At 29.9% G+C, this 19,471-nt stretch carries 18 protein-coding genes; 16 read left to right on the top strand and 2 right to left on the bottom strand.

The window, feature by feature from the left end; translation table 11 throughout:
• Positions 1 to 2: 2 nt before the first annotated feature.
• Positions 3 to 1,439, bottom strand: a complete 1,437-nt coding sequence (locus WNY78_RS05715; protein WP_342872230.1) for an MBOAT family O-acyltransferase — start codon at positions 1,437 to 1,439, stop codon at positions 3 to 5.
• 255 nt (positions 1,440 to 1,694) lie between these two features.
• Here WNY78_RS05715 and WNY78_RS05710 point away from each other — a divergent pair, with 255 nt between their 5' ends.
• The 11 genes from WNY78_RS05710 to WNY78_RS05660 all read left to right on the top strand — a co-directional run bounded on the left by WNY78_RS05710 (position 1,695) and on the right by WNY78_RS05660 (position 13,265).
• Positions 1,695 to 2,624, top strand: coding sequence for a glycosyltransferase family 2 protein (locus WNY78_RS05710; protein WP_342872229.1), 930 nt, complete (start codon positions 1,695 to 1,697; stop codon positions 2,622 to 2,624).
• A 159-nt stretch (positions 2,625 to 2,783) separates the two neighbouring features.
• Positions 2,784 to 3,701 carry a glycosyltransferase family 2 protein gene (locus WNY78_RS05705; protein ID WP_342872228.1) on the top strand — a complete coding sequence of 306 codons (918 nt, stop codon included), beginning with the start codon at positions 2,784 to 2,786 and terminating at the stop codon, positions 3,699 to 3,701.
• 4 nt (positions 3,702 to 3,705) lie between these two features.
• Entirely contained in the window at positions 3,706 to 4,476 is a 771-nt protein-coding gene (locus WNY78_RS05700) for a class I SAM-dependent methyltransferase (protein ID WP_342872227.1), read from the top strand.
• A 202-nt stretch (positions 4,477 to 4,678) separates the two neighbouring features.
• Complete coding sequence (locus WNY78_RS05695) at positions 4,679 to 6,067, top strand: asparagine synthase-related protein (RefSeq protein ID WP_342872226.1); 1,389 nt, start codon at positions 4,679 to 4,681, stop codon at positions 6,065 to 6,067.
• Between the two features lie 38 nt (positions 6,068 to 6,105).
• Positions 6,106 to 7,227 carry a glycosyltransferase gene (locus tag WNY78_RS05690; protein ID WP_342872225.1) on the top strand — a complete coding sequence of 374 codons (1,122 nt, stop codon included), beginning with the start codon at positions 6,106 to 6,108 and terminating at the stop codon, positions 7,225 to 7,227.
• Positions 7,224 to 8,135 carry a hypothetical protein gene (locus WNY78_RS05685; RefSeq protein WP_342872224.1) on the top strand — a complete coding sequence of 304 codons (912 nt, stop codon included), beginning with the start codon at positions 7,224 to 7,226 and terminating at the stop codon, positions 8,133 to 8,135. Before WNY78_RS05690 ends, WNY78_RS05685 begins: the two co-directional genes overlap by 4 nt.
• Positions 8,136 to 8,544: 409 nt before the next feature.
• Positions 8,545 to 9,513 (top strand): glycosyltransferase family 2 protein, encoded by a 969-nt coding sequence (locus WNY78_RS05680; RefSeq protein ID WP_342872223.1) that lies wholly within the window; start codon positions 8,545 to 8,547, stop codon positions 9,511 to 9,513.
• A complete protein-coding gene (locus WNY78_RS05675) occupies positions 9,500 to 10,012 on the top strand; it encodes a glycosyltransferase (protein ID WP_342872222.1) in 513 nt (170 codons plus the stop codon). The genes WNY78_RS05680 and WNY78_RS05675 overlap by 14 nt, the downstream gene beginning before the upstream one ends.
• Positions 10,013 to 10,058: 46 nt before the next feature.
• Positions 10,059 to 11,261 (top strand): glycosyltransferase family 4 protein, encoded by a 1,203-nt coding sequence (locus tag WNY78_RS05670; protein ID WP_342872221.1) that lies wholly within the window; start codon positions 10,059 to 10,061, stop codon positions 11,259 to 11,261.
• A 571-nt stretch (positions 11,262 to 11,832) separates the two neighbouring features.
• Positions 11,833 to 12,873, top strand: coding sequence for a glycosyltransferase family 4 protein (locus WNY78_RS05665; RefSeq protein WP_342872220.1), 1,041 nt, complete (start codon positions 11,833 to 11,835; stop codon positions 12,871 to 12,873).
• Between the two features lie 140 nt (positions 12,874 to 13,013).
• Positions 13,014 to 13,265, top strand: a complete 252-nt coding sequence (locus WNY78_RS05660) for a hypothetical protein (protein WP_342872219.1) — start codon at positions 13,014 to 13,016, stop codon at positions 13,263 to 13,265.
• A gap of 162 nt (positions 13,266 to 13,427) precedes the next feature.
• On the opposite strand, the gene WNY78_RS05655 is transcribed toward WNY78_RS05660, so the two are convergent.
• Positions 13,428 to 13,592 carry a hypothetical protein gene (locus WNY78_RS05655; RefSeq protein ID WP_342872218.1) on the bottom strand — a complete coding sequence of 55 codons (165 nt, stop codon included), beginning with the start codon at positions 13,590 to 13,592 and terminating at the stop codon, positions 13,428 to 13,430.
• 246 nt (positions 13,593 to 13,838) lie between these two features.
• Here WNY78_RS05655 and WNY78_RS05650 point away from each other — a divergent pair, with 246 nt between their 5' ends.
• The 5 genes from WNY78_RS05650 to WNY78_RS05630 all read left to right on the top strand — a co-directional run bounded on the left by WNY78_RS05650 (position 13,839) and on the right by WNY78_RS05630 (position 19,443).
• Positions 13,839 to 14,879 (top strand): glycosyltransferase family 4 protein, encoded by a 1,041-nt coding sequence (locus WNY78_RS05650; protein WP_342872217.1) that lies wholly within the window; start codon positions 13,839 to 13,841, stop codon positions 14,877 to 14,879.
• 48 nt (positions 14,880 to 14,927) lie between these two features.
• Positions 14,928 to 16,256 (top strand): glycosyltransferase family A protein, encoded by a 1,329-nt coding sequence (locus tag WNY78_RS05645; RefSeq protein WP_342872216.1) that lies wholly within the window; start codon positions 14,928 to 14,930, stop codon positions 16,254 to 16,256.
• A complete protein-coding gene (locus WNY78_RS05640) occupies positions 16,253 to 17,365 on the top strand; it encodes a glycosyltransferase family 4 protein (RefSeq protein ID WP_342872215.1) in 1,113 nt (370 codons plus the stop codon). The genes WNY78_RS05645 and WNY78_RS05640 overlap by 4 nt, the downstream gene beginning before the upstream one ends.
• Complete coding sequence (locus tag WNY78_RS05635; RefSeq protein ID WP_342872214.1) at positions 17,353 to 18,486, top strand: glycosyltransferase; 1,134 nt, start codon at positions 17,353 to 17,355, stop codon at positions 18,484 to 18,486. The genes WNY78_RS05640 and WNY78_RS05635 overlap by 13 nt, the downstream gene beginning before the upstream one ends.
• Before the next feature lie 147 nt (positions 18,487 to 18,633).
• Positions 18,634 to 19,443 carry a transglutaminase domain-containing protein gene (locus WNY78_RS05630; RefSeq protein WP_342872213.1) on the top strand — a complete coding sequence of 270 codons (810 nt, stop codon included), beginning with the start codon at positions 18,634 to 18,636 and terminating at the stop codon, positions 19,441 to 19,443.
• The last annotated feature ends 28 nt before the right edge of the window (positions 19,444 to 19,471 follow it).

Raw genomic sequence — 19,471 nt, 5'->3', positions numbered from 1 at the left:
CTTTAAAATTGAAAATAAATAAAAGTATTTTCGTTTTTACTGTACAGTAATATAATCAAAATTAAAGCATAGTAAAAAGTCAGTCTTAACGGACGTTTCCATTGAAAACCGAGTGTTTCAATAGCGTATTGGTTTCTTCTTCCAATCCATTCGATTGCGATAAATAAAACTAAAAGGACCAAAATATTTGTAGGTCTTATTTCAGGAATAGAAAATAGAGAGGTGTTGAAAATTCCTTTAATGTATTGAAACGCATGTGTGATGTTCTCTGCCCTAAAAAATATCCATGCCAATGTGGTTAAACTGAATGTCATGAGTATTTTTGAAAATGATTTGAAAGATGGCCATGTTTTATTAATAGCAACCACCTCCAGATGGTTTCTGTTTTTATTAGTTAACAGTAAAGGTAAAAAATAAATAGCGTTGAGCGCACCCCAAACAACGAATGTCCAGTTGGCTCCGTGCCAAAATCCACTAACTATAAATATTATAAAGACGTTTCTTATCACTTTGGATTTTGAGACTCTACTGCCACCTAAAGGAATGTATAGATAATCCCTAAACCAAGTAGAAAGCGAGATGTGCCATCTTCGCCAAAATTCAGCGATGTCTCTCGAAAAATAAGGGAAAGCGAAGTTTTGCATCAGATTGAATCCAAAAAGCCTGGCTGTACCTATGGCAATATCTGAATAACCAGAGAAATCTCCGTAAATTTGAAAGGCAAAAAATACAGCGCCTAATACTAAAGTGCTTCCTGAATAGTCTTGATGATTGTCGAAAACAGTATTAACTAAGACAGCACAGTTATCGGCAATGACCATTTTTTTAAAGAGACCCCAAAGTATTTGTCGCATCCCATCTACAGCTTTTGAGTACTCGAAATGACGTTTTTTGTAAAATTGCGGTAACAGTTGGGTGGCACGTTCAATAGGTCCTGCTACCAATTGTGGAAAAAAACAAACAAAAGCTGCAAAAGCTATGAAGTTTTTGGTAGGTTCCAATTTTTTTCGATATACGTCGATACTGTAACTCAAGGTTTGGAAGGTGTAAAAGCTAATTCCGACAGGCAAAATGATGTTCAAGGATCTAGCATTGATAGGGTGACCAAATAATGAAAAGGCTGTAATAAAATTATCTAGAAAGAAATTATAGTATTTAAAAAATCCCAAAAATCCGAGATTAACCAAAATACTTATCCATAGCAGTACTTTTCTTTTCAATCTATTATTTTCTTTACCTAAATAATAGCCCACTGTATAATCAACAATCGTGCTAAAGGCAATCAATGCTAAAAATCGCCAATCCCACCAACCGTAAAAAATATAGCTGGCAATGACAATTAAAAAGTTTTGTTGTTTTAAGTGTTTATTGGTAACAAACCAATACAGTAAAAAAACAATTGGTAGAAAAATGGCAAAATCTATGGAATTAAATAACATTTATCTTTGTGAGCGATTATAAGACGTTAAATCTAAAATAAAAAATACTAAATAAAATTTAAATATAATCTTTTTTAAAGAACGAGATATTGGGCTAGTTTTAATCTATTGGAACATATTATTTCTAACAGTTGATTCAATGTCAATATTTCGTAGATTCCATTGTATAATTCAATAAAGCTTATATATTTGAGTTTCACCACAAAGTTAGAAGGCCAGTTATGATTAATGTCAAAATTTGAGCTAAAATAAAGCATGAGTTTAAGTATTATTACACCACATTATAATGAATTTGATGGGTTAAAGAGAATCTATAATTGTTTGCAGGAACAAACCGATAATGGTTGGGAATGGATTGTCGTTGATGATTTTTCAGATAATAATATTATTCTTAAAATTGAAGAATGGATAAATGATATAAATGAAAATAGGATTCAATTCATAAAAAACACAAGCAAAACAAATGGTTCAGTATGTAGAAATCAAGGAGCAGAAGCATCATGTTATAATAATCTAGTTTTTTTAGATGCTGATGATTATATCTCTAAAGATTTTGTATTAAATAGAGCTCTTGAGTTTAATGAGTTTGCAGTATTTAAAAATTTTGCTGTGGTAGCAAATAACACCATTCATACAAAAGGAAGTAGTTTAAACATTAACTATCTAGATTTTTTTTTAAACGCTAAATTTATTTGGCAAACAACTGCTATCTTATGGAAGAAACCCTTTTTTATGGAGATTGGTCAATTTGAGCCTAATTTGGAGCGATTGCAAGATGTTGAACTCTCCATAAGAGCACTGTTTGTTGGAACAAACTATAAAGTTGTTGATAATGTAGTTGATTTTTATTATTGTGCAAAACCCATAAGTTTAAAACATGATATCGTAAGAAAGTCTTGTGAGTCTGTTAGGTTTTTAATTTTGAAGATACACAGTACCTATTCTTTGGATGTTAGAAAACAAGGTCTATTAAAATCTTACTATTATGCTTGTGTGAAAAATTTACATCGCTCTAAAAACAGACAGGATGTGGTTTACCTAAAAGAGAGTTTAAAGTTGTTTTATACTAAAAAATACATAAATACAATTCAATATTTTTTCGGGTTTGCCTTGTTGATACTTTATAAATATCATTTGATTTCTGATTCATTATTCATAAAAACAAATCGTTACTTTTTTAAATAAGTTAACTATATTGCTCTGGGAGAAAAGAAATGGTTCTAAGAAGGTATATAAACTAAATAAAAGCTATGATTCCAATTTTTTTGCGCCATTCCAAAAAGTGAGGGTTTCAAAAAGAATATTACCATACACTATGGCAAAAGGATATTTCATTACACATTCATGATACACGTTTCCGTTATATTACCCATTTACAATGGTGAAAAAACTTTAGAGAAAACTTTAGATAGTCTGTTGATGCAGACTTATAAGGAATTTGAGCTTATAGCTTGTATTGATGGTAGTTCTGACAATTCAGAAGATATTTTAAAACAGTATGCTTTAAAATTCAGGAATATTACTATCCTAAAGAATAAAACAAATAGAGGGCTAGGACCAACAATGAATCGTTTAGTCCATCAAACTAAAGGAATATATATAGCAGTAGCTGAACAGGATGATTATTATTATCCGGAAAGATTACAATTACAAGTCGAGCTATTAGATAAAGACCCTTCAATTGGAATGGTTTCTGGAATTGCGGAATTTAGTGGAGGGGAACATATACATGGTAAGTTTCCAGGCATCTTAGTTCAAGGGAAGCAGTATCCTGAAGGTGTAGAAATGTTTATGTTGAACTATAAGCAACATATAAAAGTAGTAAACAGCTGTATGATGTTTCGAAAATCAGTACATACAGACAATGGTTTGTATTTTACTCAACATTATCCGAGTATTAGTGTAGACTGGACCTATGTATTACGTTTTTCACTTGTTTCTAAAATTTATGGATTGCATAAAGTATTTGTGCGTTTAGATCGACGTTTGAATAGGAACTCAGTGACTTCTAATAAAGAAAAACAATTTAAAGCAACTAGAGAATTATTAGCTTCTTTTGCTTACGAATACCCAGAAATAATTAATAAAAAAGACTATGAATATGCTATGAGGACCCAGTATTTGCTGGAAATTAGTTCAAAAAATGGGATGCCTTATCTAATTTATTTGATAAAATACTTTATAAAAAATCCTTCAGAAAAACGTTATTTTAATAGCTTGAAGAAAAGAATATTAACAAAAAAGAACATTTATTTTAATTGAAACTATGAATTTTTTAAAACAACATGTTGTTGATTTCCTTAATACCTATCGGATAGGGAAACAAATTTATTTTGATGATTATTTTAAAAACACAGCTCAATTATCAATTTCAGAAAACTTAAAAACGCCTCGAAGAACAGATATAATAAACTATTTGATATCAGTAATAGATGCTCAGTTTTATTTAGAAATTGGTGTAAGAGACCCAAGAAAAAATTTTAATAAAATTCAATGTAAAAATAAATATTCTGTAGATCCAGGGATTGAGTTTGAAGATAACCCTGTAGATTTTAAGATGACTTCAGATCTCTTTTTTGAAAAATTAAAAAGTGATGAATTGAAAATTAAATCAGATATTAAATTTGATGTCATTTATATTGATGGATTGCATATTTCTTCTCAGGTCGAAAAAGATATTTTAAATAGTCTAGAGTTTTTGAATGATAATGGATTTATAATTTTACACGATTGTAACCCACCTTCAGTATTTCATCAACGAGAGGAATATAATTTTAAAAACTCACCAGCTAAGTCTTTTTGGAATGGAACTACCTGGAAAGCATTTTATAAAGTAAGACATCAAAGTGATTTGTTTTCAATTTGCTTTGATACAGATTGGGGAGTTGGAATAATATCTAGAAAACAGTATCCTTCTTTTAATAATATAAAAGATAAAGTGCAGAACGAATACTATGAATTTTCAGTTTTAAACAAACATAGAAAAGAGCACTTAAATCTACATTTATTTGAGGAATGGACAAAAATTAAAAAATAATAAGGCATCTATATAATTGTAAAATTTTATTCTACAAGTGTAGTAAGGTTGTTTTAAATATGTTTATGATTTGTTCTTACTTTTAAAAATTAAATATTTGTATGTTTAAACCTAAGGAAAATACAAAATTACAGTCGGTTGTTTTGAGACATTGTTTATATGCTTTTACTTCTTTTTATTATATTAGTACCTTAATAATCTTATGATAATAAATACCCCAATCATTCCTGCTAAACTGCAGTTTATTAAGAAAGCAGATGCAGAACATACTCTCCATTTAGAGGCTATTTGCATTTTTATGGCAACGGGTTTTTTTATGGATGAGGACACCTATTGGCATGATTTAGTTTGTTTATCTCCGGCACATCAACATGAATTAGATGAGCAAGGATATCTAATTAAAAGCACCCCGTCTTTTCAATGGCATTATACACCTAGAGAGATTACCTTTGAAACGGCACTTGAAGAATATATAGACTTACTTACAAAAATAACTAGAAAACAGGTAGGTGATTCACCAGTGATACTGCCACTGTCAGGAGGCTTGGATAGCAGAAGCCAAGCTCTTATTTTTAAGAATTTACCAAATCCAGTACAGAGCTTTAGTTATGCATTTCAAAATGGCTACCAAGAGCATCAGATAGCAAAAAAAATTGCTACTGCTTGTGATTTTGATTTCAAAGCCTTTACCATTCCAAAAGGATATTTATGGGGATCCATAAATGAATTGTCTAAGTTGATAAATGGTTATTCCGAATTCACCCATCCTCGACAAATGGCTGTTTTACCAGAATTAAAACAGATGGAAGGAGTTTTCTCTTTAGGACATTGGGGTGACGTGTTGTTTGATAGAGGTGTTCCTGAAGGACTTAAGAATTCAGAAGTTATTCCTTTTTTGCTTAAAAAGATGGTCAAACCCAAAGGGATGGAACTTGCTGAAAAATTATGGCAATATTGGGAGCTAGAAGGGGACTTTAAGTCTTATTTAATAGCTCGGATTGAAACAGGCTTAGATAAGATTAAAATAGCTGAATTAAGTGCTAAAATAAGAGCTTTTAAAACTAGTCAGTGGGCACACAGATGGACTACAACTAATTTGTGTGTGTTTGAGGCTGCACATCCTATAACGATGCCTTATTATGACGACGAGATGTGTGAATTTATTTGTACCATTCCAGAAGCATATTTGTCAGATAGAAGACTTCAGATTGCACATTTAAAACAAGATAAAGCTCTATCTAATATCACATGGCAAGAAAATAAACCTTTCAATCTCAATAATTTCCAATATAATCGGAGTCCATATAATATCCCATATCGGGTTTTTAATAAATTAAAACGTGTAGGACAAGGCTTAATAGGGAAACCCTACATTCAACGTAATTGGGAATTACAATTTGTAGGAAACGAAAATGTTAAACAATTAGAAAGTCATTTGTTTGAAGATAAATTTAATCACTGGATTCCACAAACAATTATTAAGGAGGTTTATCAAGATTTTAATCATGGTGATGCTGTTGCTAGTTCGCATGCTGTTAGTGTACTATTAACATTATCTTTATGGCATCAACAGAATTTTAAGAACTCATAGTTAACATTATTTTGATTGAATCAAGTAATATAAAAAAGATGACTCATAAACGTTTAAGAATTTTATATACCATTCCAAATTTTAATACCGCAGGTAGTGGTAAATCTGTTTATGATTTGGTTAAGGGGCTGGATAGAACCCTTTTTGAACCTGAAGTTTGTTGTTTCCATAATAAAGGGGCTTTTTTTAAAGAAGTTGAAGCACTGGGAGTTAAAATTCATTTGTTTCCTTTTACTGCCGATTATCGACCACCATTAAGTTTTTTGTTAAAAGTTTTAAAAATAAGAGCCTTTTTCAAAGCAAATGAATTTGATGTTATTCATTCTTGGCATTGGAGCTCTGATATATCTGAGCCATTGGCTGCAAAATTGGCTGGCATACCCTACGTATATACTAAAAAAGCTATGGGTTGGAAAGGTCGCTATTGGAAATTAAGATCTAAATTGAGTAGGAAGGTAATTGCTGTTAACGAAGATATGATGACTGATTATTTTTCAAATATGTTAGACAAAGTTGTGAATTTTCCTTTGGCTATTGATGTTGAGCATTATCAACCCAAAGTCCCTTCAGAAACCATTAGACGTCAATTGAATTTAACACCAGAAAATTTTGTAATTATTTCAGTAGCTAATTTGGTAGAGGTTAAAGGTATTGAGGTTTTATTGGAATCTGTTAATTACTTAAACAATCCTAACCTAAAAGTTTTGATTGTTGGAGATGATACTGGAGCATATGCACAAAAATTAAAAACAAAGTATTTGAATCAACGCCAATTTCAGTTTATTGGAAAACAATTGGATGTAAAACCATATTTAGCTTTATCAGATTTGTTTGTAATACCGACTAAAGATGAAGGACGTCGAGAAGGAATTCCAAATGCACCTTTAGAAGCCATGTCTATGGAGTGCATCGTTTTAGGGTCTAATATTACTGGGATTCGAGATATTTTAGAACCTTTTCCAGAATGTATGTTTCAAGCAGGAGATATTGTTGGCTTAGCAAATAAAATTGAAACCTTTCGAAATTTACCTAATACAGAAAAGTTAGATTTAAAAAAAGCAATGAGAAAACGAGTTGTGGATGTCTTTTCTATAAAAGATTTTTTGAAAAATCATCAAGCTTTATATTTGAAACTTTTAAATAGAGATAACATCAAATGATTCACTTTATTTATAATTACTTTTTAGCAAGAAAACCTTCAAAAAAAACGAATAAAGTAGTTCTTTGGATACATTGGCAGATATATAAGTATTTAAAAAAAGTGTTACCAAACTACTACCGTAAGTTGTCAATACAAAAACTAGGAGTAGATTCTCAAAGTGAATTAGTGGTAAGCTTAACTTCATATCCTGAAAGAATTCCTGTGATTTATCTTGCAATTAAAAGTGTGTTAAATCAGACATATCGACCGTTTAAGGTCGTTTTATGGTTAGGTCAAGAGCAGTTTCCTAACCAAGAGGACGATCTTCCAGAATCTTTATTAGAATTAAAAAATGTTGGTTTGGAAATAGAATTTTGTAATGATTTAAAACCACATACTAAGTATTTTTACGTGTTTAAAAAATACCCAGAACATCTTATCGTAACTGTTGATGATGACTGGCTCTACCCTATTGATATGTTAGAAACTTTATTGGAACATCATAAAAAACAATCACATTGTGTTATAGCCAATAGAGTGAGGGAAATAGGTGTGACAGATGGGGAATTTAATGTTTATAGGAGTTGGCGGATAAATGAGATTGGTCATAGTTTGCCTTCGCATACATTATTAGCTACAGGAGTTGGAGGTGTTTTGTATAATCCTAGATTGTTTAATGAGCAACTGTTTGATGTGGAGAATATTAAGAGATTGGCTTTAAATGCCGATGACATCTGGTTGAAAGGTAATGAAGTTAGTTGTGATATCCCTGTTGTATTTACAAATCGCTATTTTACTTCTTTTATGGAAATTCCAAATTCCCAAAATAAAAGTTTATATTCAACCAACGTTTTTGAGGGGAAAAATGACAAACAGATCAAGGACACTTTTGCCTATTTTGGAATTGATGAAAAATCATTTGAATAGATTTCTTAAATAAGTTTGAAACTTCAATAAATATATTGAGAAAGGTATAACTATCTATGATAATATTGAGATTCGCTACTAGTGAAGAATAATACGACAAAACAAAAAAAATAAACCATCATATAGGTTAATATAGAAATTAGTATAGTCAAACTGTATATTAAAGTCAATTACCAAAAAAATTAAATAAAACTTTCAACTGTATCAAATAATTTTATTCGCATGAGAAATAATAAAGTACGAATTTTTAAAAGGCTTGTAGACGTTAAATTTATGGAATTATGTATAATTACGGATATATAATCTTATTGTACTATATTTGAATTTACATCTTTTTTAGGAAATTTTAATTAGATATCTAGAAAAGCGATTATTGTAACTAATTGCTAAATTAAATAGTATTATTGTAATGAGTCCATTAGTTTCTATTATAATACCAACATTTAATCGGTCAAGCCTCATTTCTGAAACTTTAGAAAGTGTTATCAGACAAACTTATAATAATTGGGAATGTATCATTGTGGACGATGGAAGTACTGATACCACAGATGAATTGATGCAAGCTTATATAGAAAGGGATCAGCGATTTAAGTATTATCATAGGCCAAACGAACATCTGTCTGGAGGAAATGGCGCAAGAAATTATGGTTTTTCTAAGAGCAAAGGAGAATATATACAATGGTTTGATAGTGATGATATTATGGCTCCTGATTTTATAGCTGCCAAAATAGAGCCTTTTTTAGAAAGTTCCGATATAGACGTAGTTTTTTCCGCATTTGAAAATGTTAATGAAAAGGGTGAAAGAACCAGAATTGCGAATCAAAGTTTTAGTGGTAATATCCTTAATGATTTAGTAGACTACAATGTGTCCTTTGGGCCATATTCTTTTATGTTACGTAGAGATAAATTAGATAAAATTAAATATGATGAAACGCTAAAAAAAAACCAAGATCTTGATTTTTTCTTTCGATTTTTCACATCTTTAAGTGATATAAAAATCATTCATGTTAATAAAATACTTTTTACAGTAAGATCGCACAGTGGATCAATGACCTATCGTTCCGAGAAAGATATTTTTAAAATGGCATCCATTTATCAAGTGTATTTAATGGTTTTAAATTATTTCGTAGAGCAAAACCATTCAAAAGGTATCTCTAGATATAAATATAGGTGTTTAAATAGTTTAAATATAATGCTGCGAAATGGTTACTATTTTGAAGCAACTAAAAGATTACTTTCGTTTCAGTATATAAGCTTAATCCAAAAAACCTATTTAATGGGTTGTGTTTTATCACAATTTTTAATAAATCGAGGAGCTAACCAATTTGCTAAAATTGATTCAAAAAATCATCCAATTCTAAAAAATGGAAAAATTTAATTTTGAAATTATTTCAGTAGGTAAACCGCTATGGGAGAATGGATATGTTTATGCTTTAGATGCTTGCAAAATTTTGAAGGAAGCTGGGCTTCCATTTCATTATTTCATTATAGGCGATTCTCATGATATAGAATTGCAATATCAAATCAACGATTTAGAATTGACTGATCAGGTAACATTAATGGGACAAAAATCATTAGAATATATAAATGATAAGATTCAATATGCTAATCTATATCTGCAAACAAGTGTGAAAAACGGCATAAACAAATTTGTATTGACAGCTATAGGATTAGAAACTATAGTTTTAACAACAGATTGTGGAGGGGTTGATGAAATTATATTACATGGTAAAACTGGGTTTATTGTCCCCATACGAAACGCGAAATTAATAGCTAAAAGCATTATAGAAATTCAAAACTTATCTGAAGAAATAAAATCTGAGATTAGGCATGAAGCCTTAAAAACACTCAAATCTCAAAACAAACAAAGTAGATGATAAATGTGATATTGGAATTGTTTAGAAAAGTGTAATTTTGAATTTAATGCAGAAAAAACCTATAAATAAATTAAGAATTGGTCTTGTACTCACTTCAGTTCCTGGGTATTCTGAAACTTTTTTTCGGAATAAAATAAAAGGTCTACAGTCTCAAGGGTTTGAAGTAATACTGTTTGTGAACAATCGAGGAGTTGCAATTGATTTTCCATGTAAAGTGGTTGTAGCGCCAAATTTTGGTGGTAATTTATTTAAGACAATGTTCAATGGAATTGTAACAATTTTCAAAATAGTGTTCTTAACCCCAAAACGAAGTTTGAGATTGTTTCTACTTGATAAGGCTGATGATGTCTCATTTAAGAGACGTTTTAAAAACCTTATTCTTAATCAATTCTTTCTTCCCTTTGATTTGGACTGGTTGCATTATGGATTTGGAATACTTGCATATAGACATGAAAATGTTGCCAAAGCGATTGGTGCGAAAATGGCAGTCAGTTTTAGAGGTTACGATCTCTATTTGTCTCCTTTAAAACATTTAGGATGCTATGATATTTTATTTAAAAAAGAAGTGAAATATCATGTCTTGTCAAACGAAATGAAACAAACATTGATAGACTATGGTGTTCCTAAAGATTTTATTCATGTCATTACACCAGCCATCAATACAAACTTTTTTAAATTAAAACAATCTTCAGTCTTTGAAACAAACCATACTATTAATATTGTAACCATTGCTCGATTACATTGGAAAAAAGGTTTGGAATATACTTTAGAAGCTCTGAAAATTTTGAAAGAAAAAGGTGTATTGTTTAAATATACAATTATAGGAGATGGTGATCAATATGAGCGATTGGTTTTTGCTACACATCAGCTAGGATTAACTGAATACGTTAATTTTATTGGAAGATTGTCACCAACTGAAGTGAGACAGCAGCTGGAACAATCTAGTATATATTTGCAGTATAGTATTCAAGAGGGCTTTTGCAATGCTGTATTGGAAGCTCAATCAATGGGATTATTAAGTATTGTATCTAATGCAGAAGGACTTGATGAAAACGTACTAGACAATGTTACTGGCTGGGTTGTGCCTAAAAGACAACCAGAGGTATTGGCTCAGAAAATTATCGATGTTATCAATTTGCCTTCTGATATAAAACAACAAATTGGTAATAAAGCTTCCAATCGGGTTCGTGAAAAATTTAATTTGGAAATACAGAATAGTAAATTTCTTAAATTTTATCAATTCAATTAAAAAAAGACTTTTGTAAATTATAATAATTTAGTCTTATCAAAACAACTAAACCTTTCATTTTAGTATCATAATCTTGTAATAAACCCAAAGAAAAGGCTATAAAAACGTGTATGTTATCAATTAGGTTTACAAGAATCTTTAGATATTTAAAGAAATTAAGTAAAACTAAGTTGAAACAGAGGTTTTAAACTTCGAAGATACAGATTCAACCAAGTGTTCAGGAAAAGGGTTTTGTAAAACAGTTCTTAATGCATAAGCTATTAGCTTACTTTGGTGGGTTAGCAATACTAATGGTTAATCAGAAAATATTTAAAATAGAATAACAGGTTTTATAATCCTTGAACGAAAACCGAGATTATTAATAAACACTATTGAAAAACTATTATATTTATCCATGGAAAAAATAAGTTAGAAACAAGTTGCAATTATTAGAGTTCATAAGAAGTTTTATCTGGACAAACAAGTAAAAGAGTTTCTTGATTTTTACCGTAATTATTATCTTATTATTAATCTCATTTCGAGATTATATAAAAATTAATATATGAATACCTGCTTTATTTCTTTCAATATAATGAATAATTCAACTTCAGATTATTTTGTTGTATTAAGTAATAAGCTGGCAGAGGAGTTTCAAGTCGTTGTGATAACACACAAGATTCGTAAAACAAATGTAAGTTTAGACGATTCTATAACTGTTTTAAAATGGCCTTCAAGAAAAACAACATCTTGGAAGAATTTTTGGTTTCTGTGTAAGTTAATGAGAGTGTACAAACCAAGTATGATTATATCCATGTTTGGTTTCGTTAATCTTTATTTGATAGCTGGATGGATTTTTCGTGTTAAGACTCGTCTAGCTTGGATTAGAACTTTAAGTTCACAATATTCACAAACACGATATAAGGTAATCAGGAAGTCTAAAATTTATAGTTTGGCGACTCATATCGTTACTAATTCTCAGGCAACAAAAAATGATGTGGTTAATTTTTTTAAAATCCCTGATCATAAAGTAACCATACTCCCTAATTCGGTTAAAGATTATAGTACTTCGTTAGAACATATTAATACTTCTAAAAATAATTTTTTATATGTTGGGCGTTTACATCGTAGTAAGGGTATTGATGTTTTAATACAATCATTTGCTCTAGCATTGAAAAAATTCCCAAATATTCAATTATCCATAATTGGTCATGGTGCTATTTTAGAGGAGTTAATGGAACTTACTTCTGTTTTAGGAGTGTCTAATAACATTACATTTTTAGGTGAAAAAAACAAAAAAGATGTTTTAGAAGCTTATAAGGAGTCATATTGTACTATTATTCCAAGCAATTCTGAAGCATTTGGTTTTACGGTTATTGAAGCAATGAGCGTTGGCACCTGTGTTATAGGAGCAAATAATACTGGTATTAAAGAAATAATTATTCCTGAAGAAAGTGGATTGCTATTTGAAACTGGTAACTCTAAAGATTTAGCAACTCAAATAGAAAAACTTATAGTTAATCAAAGTTTGAGAGATTATTTAGCTACAAATGGATATCAAAGATTTTTGAATCTTTACGAGAATGATTATGCTACAAACCGTGATTTTAAGTTTTTAAATGAGTTAAGCAAATAAAAAAATAGAATTTAATAACTCTTATGTTTAAATAAGATATTAGTGTATACTCCCATTTTTTTCTGTGTACTAAAGGGTAAATTGAAACTAATTCAAAATCTTTTTTTATAACATAATCCCAAAGTTCAGTAAATTTTGGCATGTCTTCATGGCCATTAACAAAGCGTGCCTCAAAAAATAATAATCCAATATTACCTTCTAGAAAAGAGTTTTTGGCACCTTTAAATACTTCTAATTCAAAACCTTTAGTATCAATTTTTAGAACGTCAATTTTTTTAATTTCATTAGTTTTAGAAAATGTATCAACTGTAGTAGTTTTTACACGTGTTTTCTTTTTAAGACTACTTGGATCATCTTCATGTATATTTAAAAACGAATTTGTGTTTGAATGAATATACTCATTTAATAATAGCTCTCCATATGAGGCTCCAACTCCTAAATTTCATAAATGTAAATTTTTCACACTTGAAGTATTGTTTTTTAGAATTTCAAAAGTTTCAGGACTAGGTTCAAAAGCGTGAATAGTACAGTTTTTAAATACTTCTTTAAAATCTTTACCTGTTTGACCAACAATTAGCACCTACTTCTAAAAATAAGGGGTCTGAAGATTTAATAAATTTTGCCTTATCATAAAATGGATAAATTCCTATTTCATTTTTTTTAAATTTGATAGTATCAAAACCAAATTTTCTTACAACCTTTCTAATAACTCTTTCCATTTCAAGTTTTATTTAATTTAATTTAAATATCAATAACATTTTCGTAAATCAAAAAAAAGTGATTAATGATTATTTAGGCTTTATTGAAAATGATTACTCTTATAAAATTAAAGATGTTTAAACCTACTTACTATTTTAAACTTGCTTATTACCTATGAATACTTTGAATTTTCTATATTGCAAATTCATTAATACTTCTAATTCTCTTTGAAAATTTTAATATTTTTTTCTTACAACAAAGGTCTTTTGTCAGAATTCTATCAAGAATTATCTGATAGATTAAGTAAAGATAATTTTGAGGTTTTTAACTTTTATCTAAAGCATAAGAAAGCCTATTTTAATCAAGGAGATGTCACAGTGTACGGAGAAAAACGTGGTGGTTTTTTTTCAAAACATTATCATATTTATAAAATCATAAAAAAAGTTCGTCCAGATGTAATCATATCAAACTTTAGCTATATAAATCCTGCTGTTTTATTTGGACGTTTATTAGGGGTTTCTCATAATATTGCTTGGTTTCATACTGCTTTTGGACATACCAAACCAAACCTTCTTAAAATAAAAAATAAAACTTTTTATTTAAATAGAGCAAACGTTGTAATAGCAAATTCGAAACAGTTAGAGAAAGAGATTCATACTGTTTATAAAGTGCCTAAAAAACGAACTATATCAATACCATTTTGGACTAATATATCTAATTATCGATCAAATTCTGAAATATCAAAAATAGAATATGATTTTAAAGGACTTAGTATTGGTTGCCCTGGTCGTTTGGTTGAAGATAAAAACCATAAACTAGCAATAGAAGCCTTATACCAATTAAAGAAAAATAGTAATCAACCCGTAAAATTATTTATAGCGGGAAATGGATCGTATAAACCTCAACTTAAGCAATTAGTTAATTCTCTAAATTTAGAAAAAGACGTTGTTTTTCTAGGGTTACTTAATGTTAGTGAGATGATTAGTTTTTATGATTGTATGGATGTTATCGTTTTGCCAAGTTTTCACGAGGCTTTTGGTTTGGTTTTTATAGAAGCTATTGCTTTAGGTAGACCAGTTTTGGTATCTAAATCTTTTGGTTCTTTAGGATTTATTGATTCTCAAAAGTTTTCTATAGATGATATTAGTTTTAATCCACATTCTGTTAAAGAATTAGTTAGCAAATTGAGTATGTATATAGATGAAAAAGGAAAACAATCTGATTATTTTAAAATCATGTATGAGCGTTCTTTTGAAAAGGATATTATTTATAATCAGGTGAAAGCTGTAATTTTAAATCAAAATTGACAATCTTCGTAATCCAATAATTTTAAATCACATAAGTGACATCAAGAAATGCTATTTAAATTTCTAAAATATCTTCAGCCTACAAATTATTTTCAGTTAGTTACATCAACTGGTAAGTCTATATTTCCTATTGCTGAAGAATTGCCAGAAATGATAAAAGAGCAATTAAAATTTGATACAACATTCAGTTCTGATATTGCAAAAAATTATGATCTGTCATGGCAGGCTATTCAAAAAGGTTACATAGGAGATGTTGAAACTTACTCTACTTTTAAATGTATATCAGTAATAGATAACTACCATTTCATTAGAAAATATTTTAACAGAGCTTGGGTGTTTTATGTTTTGCTTCTACGTTTAGTTTCATTTAAGAACCCTATTAAAGAAATTAGCGGTTGGTATAAAACAAGGCATGTCAAGAGAGCTCAGATTGATGATATTTCTATATATGACAACAAATATGCAGCTTTTGAGTCAACTTTGATAGAGAATAATCTTAAAGTGAGTGTCGTTATTCCAACATTGAATAGGTATATTTATTTGAAAGATGTTTTAAATGATTTAGAACAACAAGATTACTCAAACTTTGAGGTCATTGTAGTGGATCAATCAGATCCGTTTAATGCAGATTTTTATAAAAATTTCAAATTAGATATTCAGCTTATACGTCAAGATGAAAAAGCGCTTTGGTTGGCTAGAAATAATGCTATTAGAAAAGCTAAAGGTACCTTTATTGCACTTTCAGAAGATGATGTAAGAATACAACCAAATTGGATTTCGTCGCATTTAAAATGTTTAGACTTTTTTGAAGCTCGAGTATCTGCAGGTGTTTTTTATCCCGAAGGAGGGAAAATTCCTAAAGAGCGCTCGTTTTTCGCTGTAGCTTCACAGTTTGCAACAGGAAATGCAATGCTTTATAGAGACGTATTTAAAACAGTGAATTTATTTGATCGTCAATTCGAAAAACAAAGAATGGGTGATGGAGAGTTTGGTTTGCGTTTGTTTCTGGCAGATATTAAAAGTATATCAAACCCTAAAGCGTCATGTATAGATGTAAAAGCTGGTGAAGGTGGATTGCGAGAAATGGGAAGTTGGGATGCTTTTAGACCCTCTAACTTTTTTGCGCCTAGACCAATACCAAGCGTTTTGTATTTTTTTAGGCGTTATTTTGGTAATAAACCGTCAAGATTGGCGATGTTACGAATGATACCTTTATCTATTTTTCCATATCAATTTAAAAAAAATAAACCCTTAATGCTATTAGGTGTTTTATTAAGTATTTTGATATTACCTTTGGTAGCTTATCAAGTTTTAAAATCTTGGAGTCTTGCAACTAAAAAAATCAAGGATGGCCCTTTAATTAAAGCATTAAAGTGAGTTCACTTAAGCAACATATTGTTATAGTTACTTCCGAGTTTCCGCCTCAGCCAGGTGGTATAGGGAATCATGCGTTTAATCTAGCATTACATTTGTATGAGCAGGACTTTGAAGTACAAGTTATAGCAGATCAACGTTCTGAAACTGGTAAAGAGGAAGATAAATTTGATCAAACACTACCATTTTCTATTACACGAATTAAACGACTTAGTTTTCGGTACAAAATGTATTTAAAACGTGTTTTGATGACGCGTAATAGTATTAATCAAGCATCTTTTATTATAGCAACTGGAAAGTTCTCACTCTGGAATGTTGGTCTTTTGAGTATTTTTAGAAATGTACCAACAATGGCTGTGATACATGGAACAGAGGTGAATTTTAAATCTTTTTTTCTTCGGAAATCTATAGACTCAGCATTAAAGCGGTTTGATAAAATTGTTGCAGTGTCTAACTACACAAAAGATTTAGTATCTCACTTAAATCGAAATGTTAATGTGATTCCTAATGGTATCAATTTGTCTGATTGGGAACTCACAGAAACTTCAGGTTTTGAATTACAGGGAAAACCAGCTTTGACCACTGTTGGTCGTGTAAGTTCAAGAAAAGGACAATTAAATGTGATTAGACAATTGCCTGAACTTATCAAAAAATTTCCAGAATTGCATTATCACTGTATTGGAATTCCAACTGAAGCTGAGGCCTTTTCAAAAGAAGCAAAACAACTAAAAGTTGAAAGTTACATCACATTTCATGGTAGTGTCAATGCACAAACATTAAAAAATATGTTGAGTAAAACAGATGTTTTTGTGATGTTAAGTTCTGAAGATAAATCAGGTGATGTTGAGGGCTTTGGGATTGCTATTTTAGAAGCTAATGTTTTTGGTGTTCCTGCAATTGGTTCCAGAGATTGTGGTATTGAAGATGCAATAAAACCTAATGAGTCTGGAGAATTAGTTGCATATGATGATTCTGAACAACTAAGTATGGCTTTAGAACGAATTTTGTCTCATAAAGCAACCTATCAAAAGGGAGCGTTAAATTGGGCAAAACAGCATGATTGGGCAAACATTATAAAAGAATATATGAAATTAATTGAATGCGTACACTAACAATAATTTCACATACAGAGCACTATAAAACTTCACAAGGAACAATTGTAGGTTTAGGGTCAACAATTACCGAAATTAATCACTTAGTGGAGGTGTTTGATGAGGTAATCCATGTAGCGATGTTACATGAATCAGTGCCACCACCAAGTGCATTGCCATATACATCAAAGAAGATTAAGTTTTTTGCTTTGCCTGCTTTAGGAGGACCTAAAATTAGTGATAAGCTAGCTATTGTTTGGAAAGCACCTTCAGTTATAAAAACGGTAAATCAAGCCATAAAAAGAACAGATTATTTCCAATTCAGAGCACCAACAGGAATTGGTGTTTTTGTTATTCCTTATTTAATTTTTTTTACTTCGGAAAAGGGCTGGTTTAAATACGCAGGTAATTGGAAACAAAAAAATGCGCCTATTGCTTATAGTTTCCAGCGTTGGTTACTAAGGCACCAAAAAAGAAAAGTAACAATTAATGGTAAATGGAAAAATCAAAAATCGCAATGTTTAACTTTTGAAAATCCCTGTTTGACTCAGGAGGAAATTTCCGAAGGAAAACGAGTTATTAACAATAAAAGCATAGAGAACACTTCTCTGAGTTTTTGTTTTGTAGGTCGATTAGAAGCCGAAAAAGGTATAGGTTTACTTATTGAAACATTAACGAGTTTGAGTATAACTGAAAAAGCGAAGCTAAATACCATACATATTGTAGGTGATGGAAAAGCCAAAAAAAACTACCAAACACTTGCAAATAAGAGTGACCTTAACTTTATTTTTCATGGATTTTTGTCTCGTAATGAAGTTCATAATATTTATAAAATATCACATGCCATAATACTACCTTCGGCATCTGAAGGGTTTCCTAAGGTAATAGCCGAAGCAATGAATTATGGGTGTTTACCAATAGTCTCTAACATATCTTCAATAGAAGACTATGTAAAGGATGAAATAAATGGGTTTTTATTCTTTCCAATTACTTTGAGTAATCTTGCTGATAAAATTAAAAAAACGTTAAATTTGTCTGGTTTTCAGTATTCTAAGATGATTCAGGCCCAAAATCAAGAACTGATAAAATTTACCTACAAATATTATAATAAACGAATAAAGGAAGAATTATTAGGAGATTAGTTGAGGGATATCTCCTTGGAGTTAGTTAATCAACTCCACTTAATTTTTACCTTTTTTTTTATTACTGTTATTAGATAATTAAGATTGTTTGGTCTAACAGTAAAAAAAAATTACATTTAGCACTTGCTATTAAACGAAGTATTGTAAATGATTTTAAAGAAAATATCTTGGATTTTTAAACGACATCCATTTTTATATATAGCACGTTTTAAACTGCTGTCTAAAAATTCAAATATTGAAGGTATTGAAGAGCAATCTTATAATGCTAAAAATCACATAAAAGATATTCCTAAATATTTTAATGAAGTTAATGACATCATTTTTAAAGAAGGTAAACCAGAAAATGATTTTGATCTTGTAAAACAATTAAGTGTTTGGTTACAAAATAATATCAAAGGTGGTCCAGGATTGAGTGAGCCTTCTGACGAAGCTTTAAAAATTATGCTTTCTGGCAAAGGAGGTGTTTGTAGTGATATGGCACAAGTTTTTAATAATTTTTGCGTCATAAATAATATTAAAGTACGTGAGTGGGGAAATACTAGAGCTCCTTTTAGTAATGAGTATGGTGGACATTCATTTAATGAATTTTTTTCCAAAACTTTAAATAAATGGATTTTAATAGATGTATCATATAGTTTGTTTTTTTATACCCGAAATAAAAATGAACCGTTATCAGTATTAGAGATTTATGAGTTTTTTCCAGAACAAAACGAAATTTATTTTGAAAGCTTTAACGCATCTAAAAAAATAGATGAAAAGAATATTAATAAGAATTATTTACATCCTAATACGATACCATTCTTAATTTGTAATTATTCTAATAAAACTTATGATGCTTTTTTAAAACGGACTAGACCACATATACCTGTGTTTATTACTCATTTTATTATATTTCTTGTTGGAAAAAGCTATTACTATCGCTTTCCTTTAAATGATTATAAAAAAATCTTTAATTAAAGATTGCCCCAAATTATATTTTTAAATT

This window comes from Psychroserpens sp. AS72, assembly GCF_038900375.1.
Taxonomy (GTDB): domain Bacteria; phylum Bacteroidota; class Bacteroidia; order Flavobacteriales; family Flavobacteriaceae; genus Psychroserpens.
This window is presented reverse-complemented; position numbering and strand designations above follow the sequence as displayed.

Excerpts from the sequence above, each read along its gene's own strand:
- WNY78_RS05705 (WP_342872228.1), top strand. The coding sequence starts at position 2,784 with ATGATACACGTTTCCGTTATATTACCCATTTACAATGGTGAAAAAACT.
- WNY78_RS05715 (WP_342872230.1), bottom strand. The coding sequence starts at position 1,439 with ATGTTATTTAATTCCATAGATTTTGCCATTTTTCTACCAATTGTTTTT.
- WNY78_RS05710 (WP_342872229.1), top strand. The coding sequence starts at position 1,695 with ATGAGTTTAAGTATTATTACACCACATTATAATGAATTTGATGGGTTA.
- WNY78_RS05655 (WP_342872218.1), bottom strand. The coding sequence starts at position 13,592 with ATGGAAAGAGTTATTAGAAAGGTTGTAAGAAAATTTGGTTTTGATACT.
- WNY78_RS05660 (WP_342872219.1), top strand. The coding sequence starts at position 13,014 with ATGTCTTCATGGCCATTAACAAAGCGTGCCTCAAAAAATAATAATCCA.
- WNY78_RS05695 (WP_342872226.1), top strand. The coding sequence starts at position 4,679 with ATGATAATAAATACCCCAATCATTCCTGCTAAACTGCAGTTTATTAAG.
- WNY78_RS05665 (WP_342872220.1), top strand. The coding sequence starts at position 11,833 with ATGAATAATTCAACTTCAGATTATTTTGTTGTATTAAGTAATAAGCTG.
- WNY78_RS05680 (WP_342872223.1), top strand. The coding sequence starts at position 8,545 with ATGAGTCCATTAGTTTCTATTATAATACCAACATTTAATCGGTCAAGC.
- WNY78_RS05685 (WP_342872224.1), top strand. The coding sequence starts at position 7,224 with ATGATTCACTTTATTTATAATTACTTTTTAGCAAGAAAACCTTCAAAA.
- WNY78_RS05675 (WP_342872222.1), top strand. The coding sequence starts at position 9,500 with ATGGAAAAATTTAATTTTGAAATTATTTCAGTAGGTAAACCGCTATGG.
- WNY78_RS05700 (WP_342872227.1), top strand. The coding sequence starts at position 3,706 with ATGAATTTTTTAAAACAACATGTTGTTGATTTCCTTAATACCTATCGG.
- WNY78_RS05630 (WP_342872213.1), top strand. The coding sequence starts at position 18,634 with ATGATTTTAAAGAAAATATCTTGGATTTTTAAACGACATCCATTTTTA.
- WNY78_RS05670 (WP_342872221.1), top strand. The coding sequence starts at position 10,059 with ATGCAGAAAAAACCTATAAATAAATTAAGAATTGGTCTTGTACTCACT.
- WNY78_RS05635 (WP_342872214.1), top strand. The coding sequence starts at position 17,353 with ATGCGTACACTAACAATAATTTCACATACAGAGCACTATAAAACTTCA.
- WNY78_RS05645 (WP_342872216.1), top strand. The coding sequence starts at position 14,928 with ATGCTATTTAAATTTCTAAAATATCTTCAGCCTACAAATTATTTTCAG.
- WNY78_RS05690 (WP_342872225.1), top strand. The coding sequence starts at position 6,106 with ATGACTCATAAACGTTTAAGAATTTTATATACCATTCCAAATTTTAAT.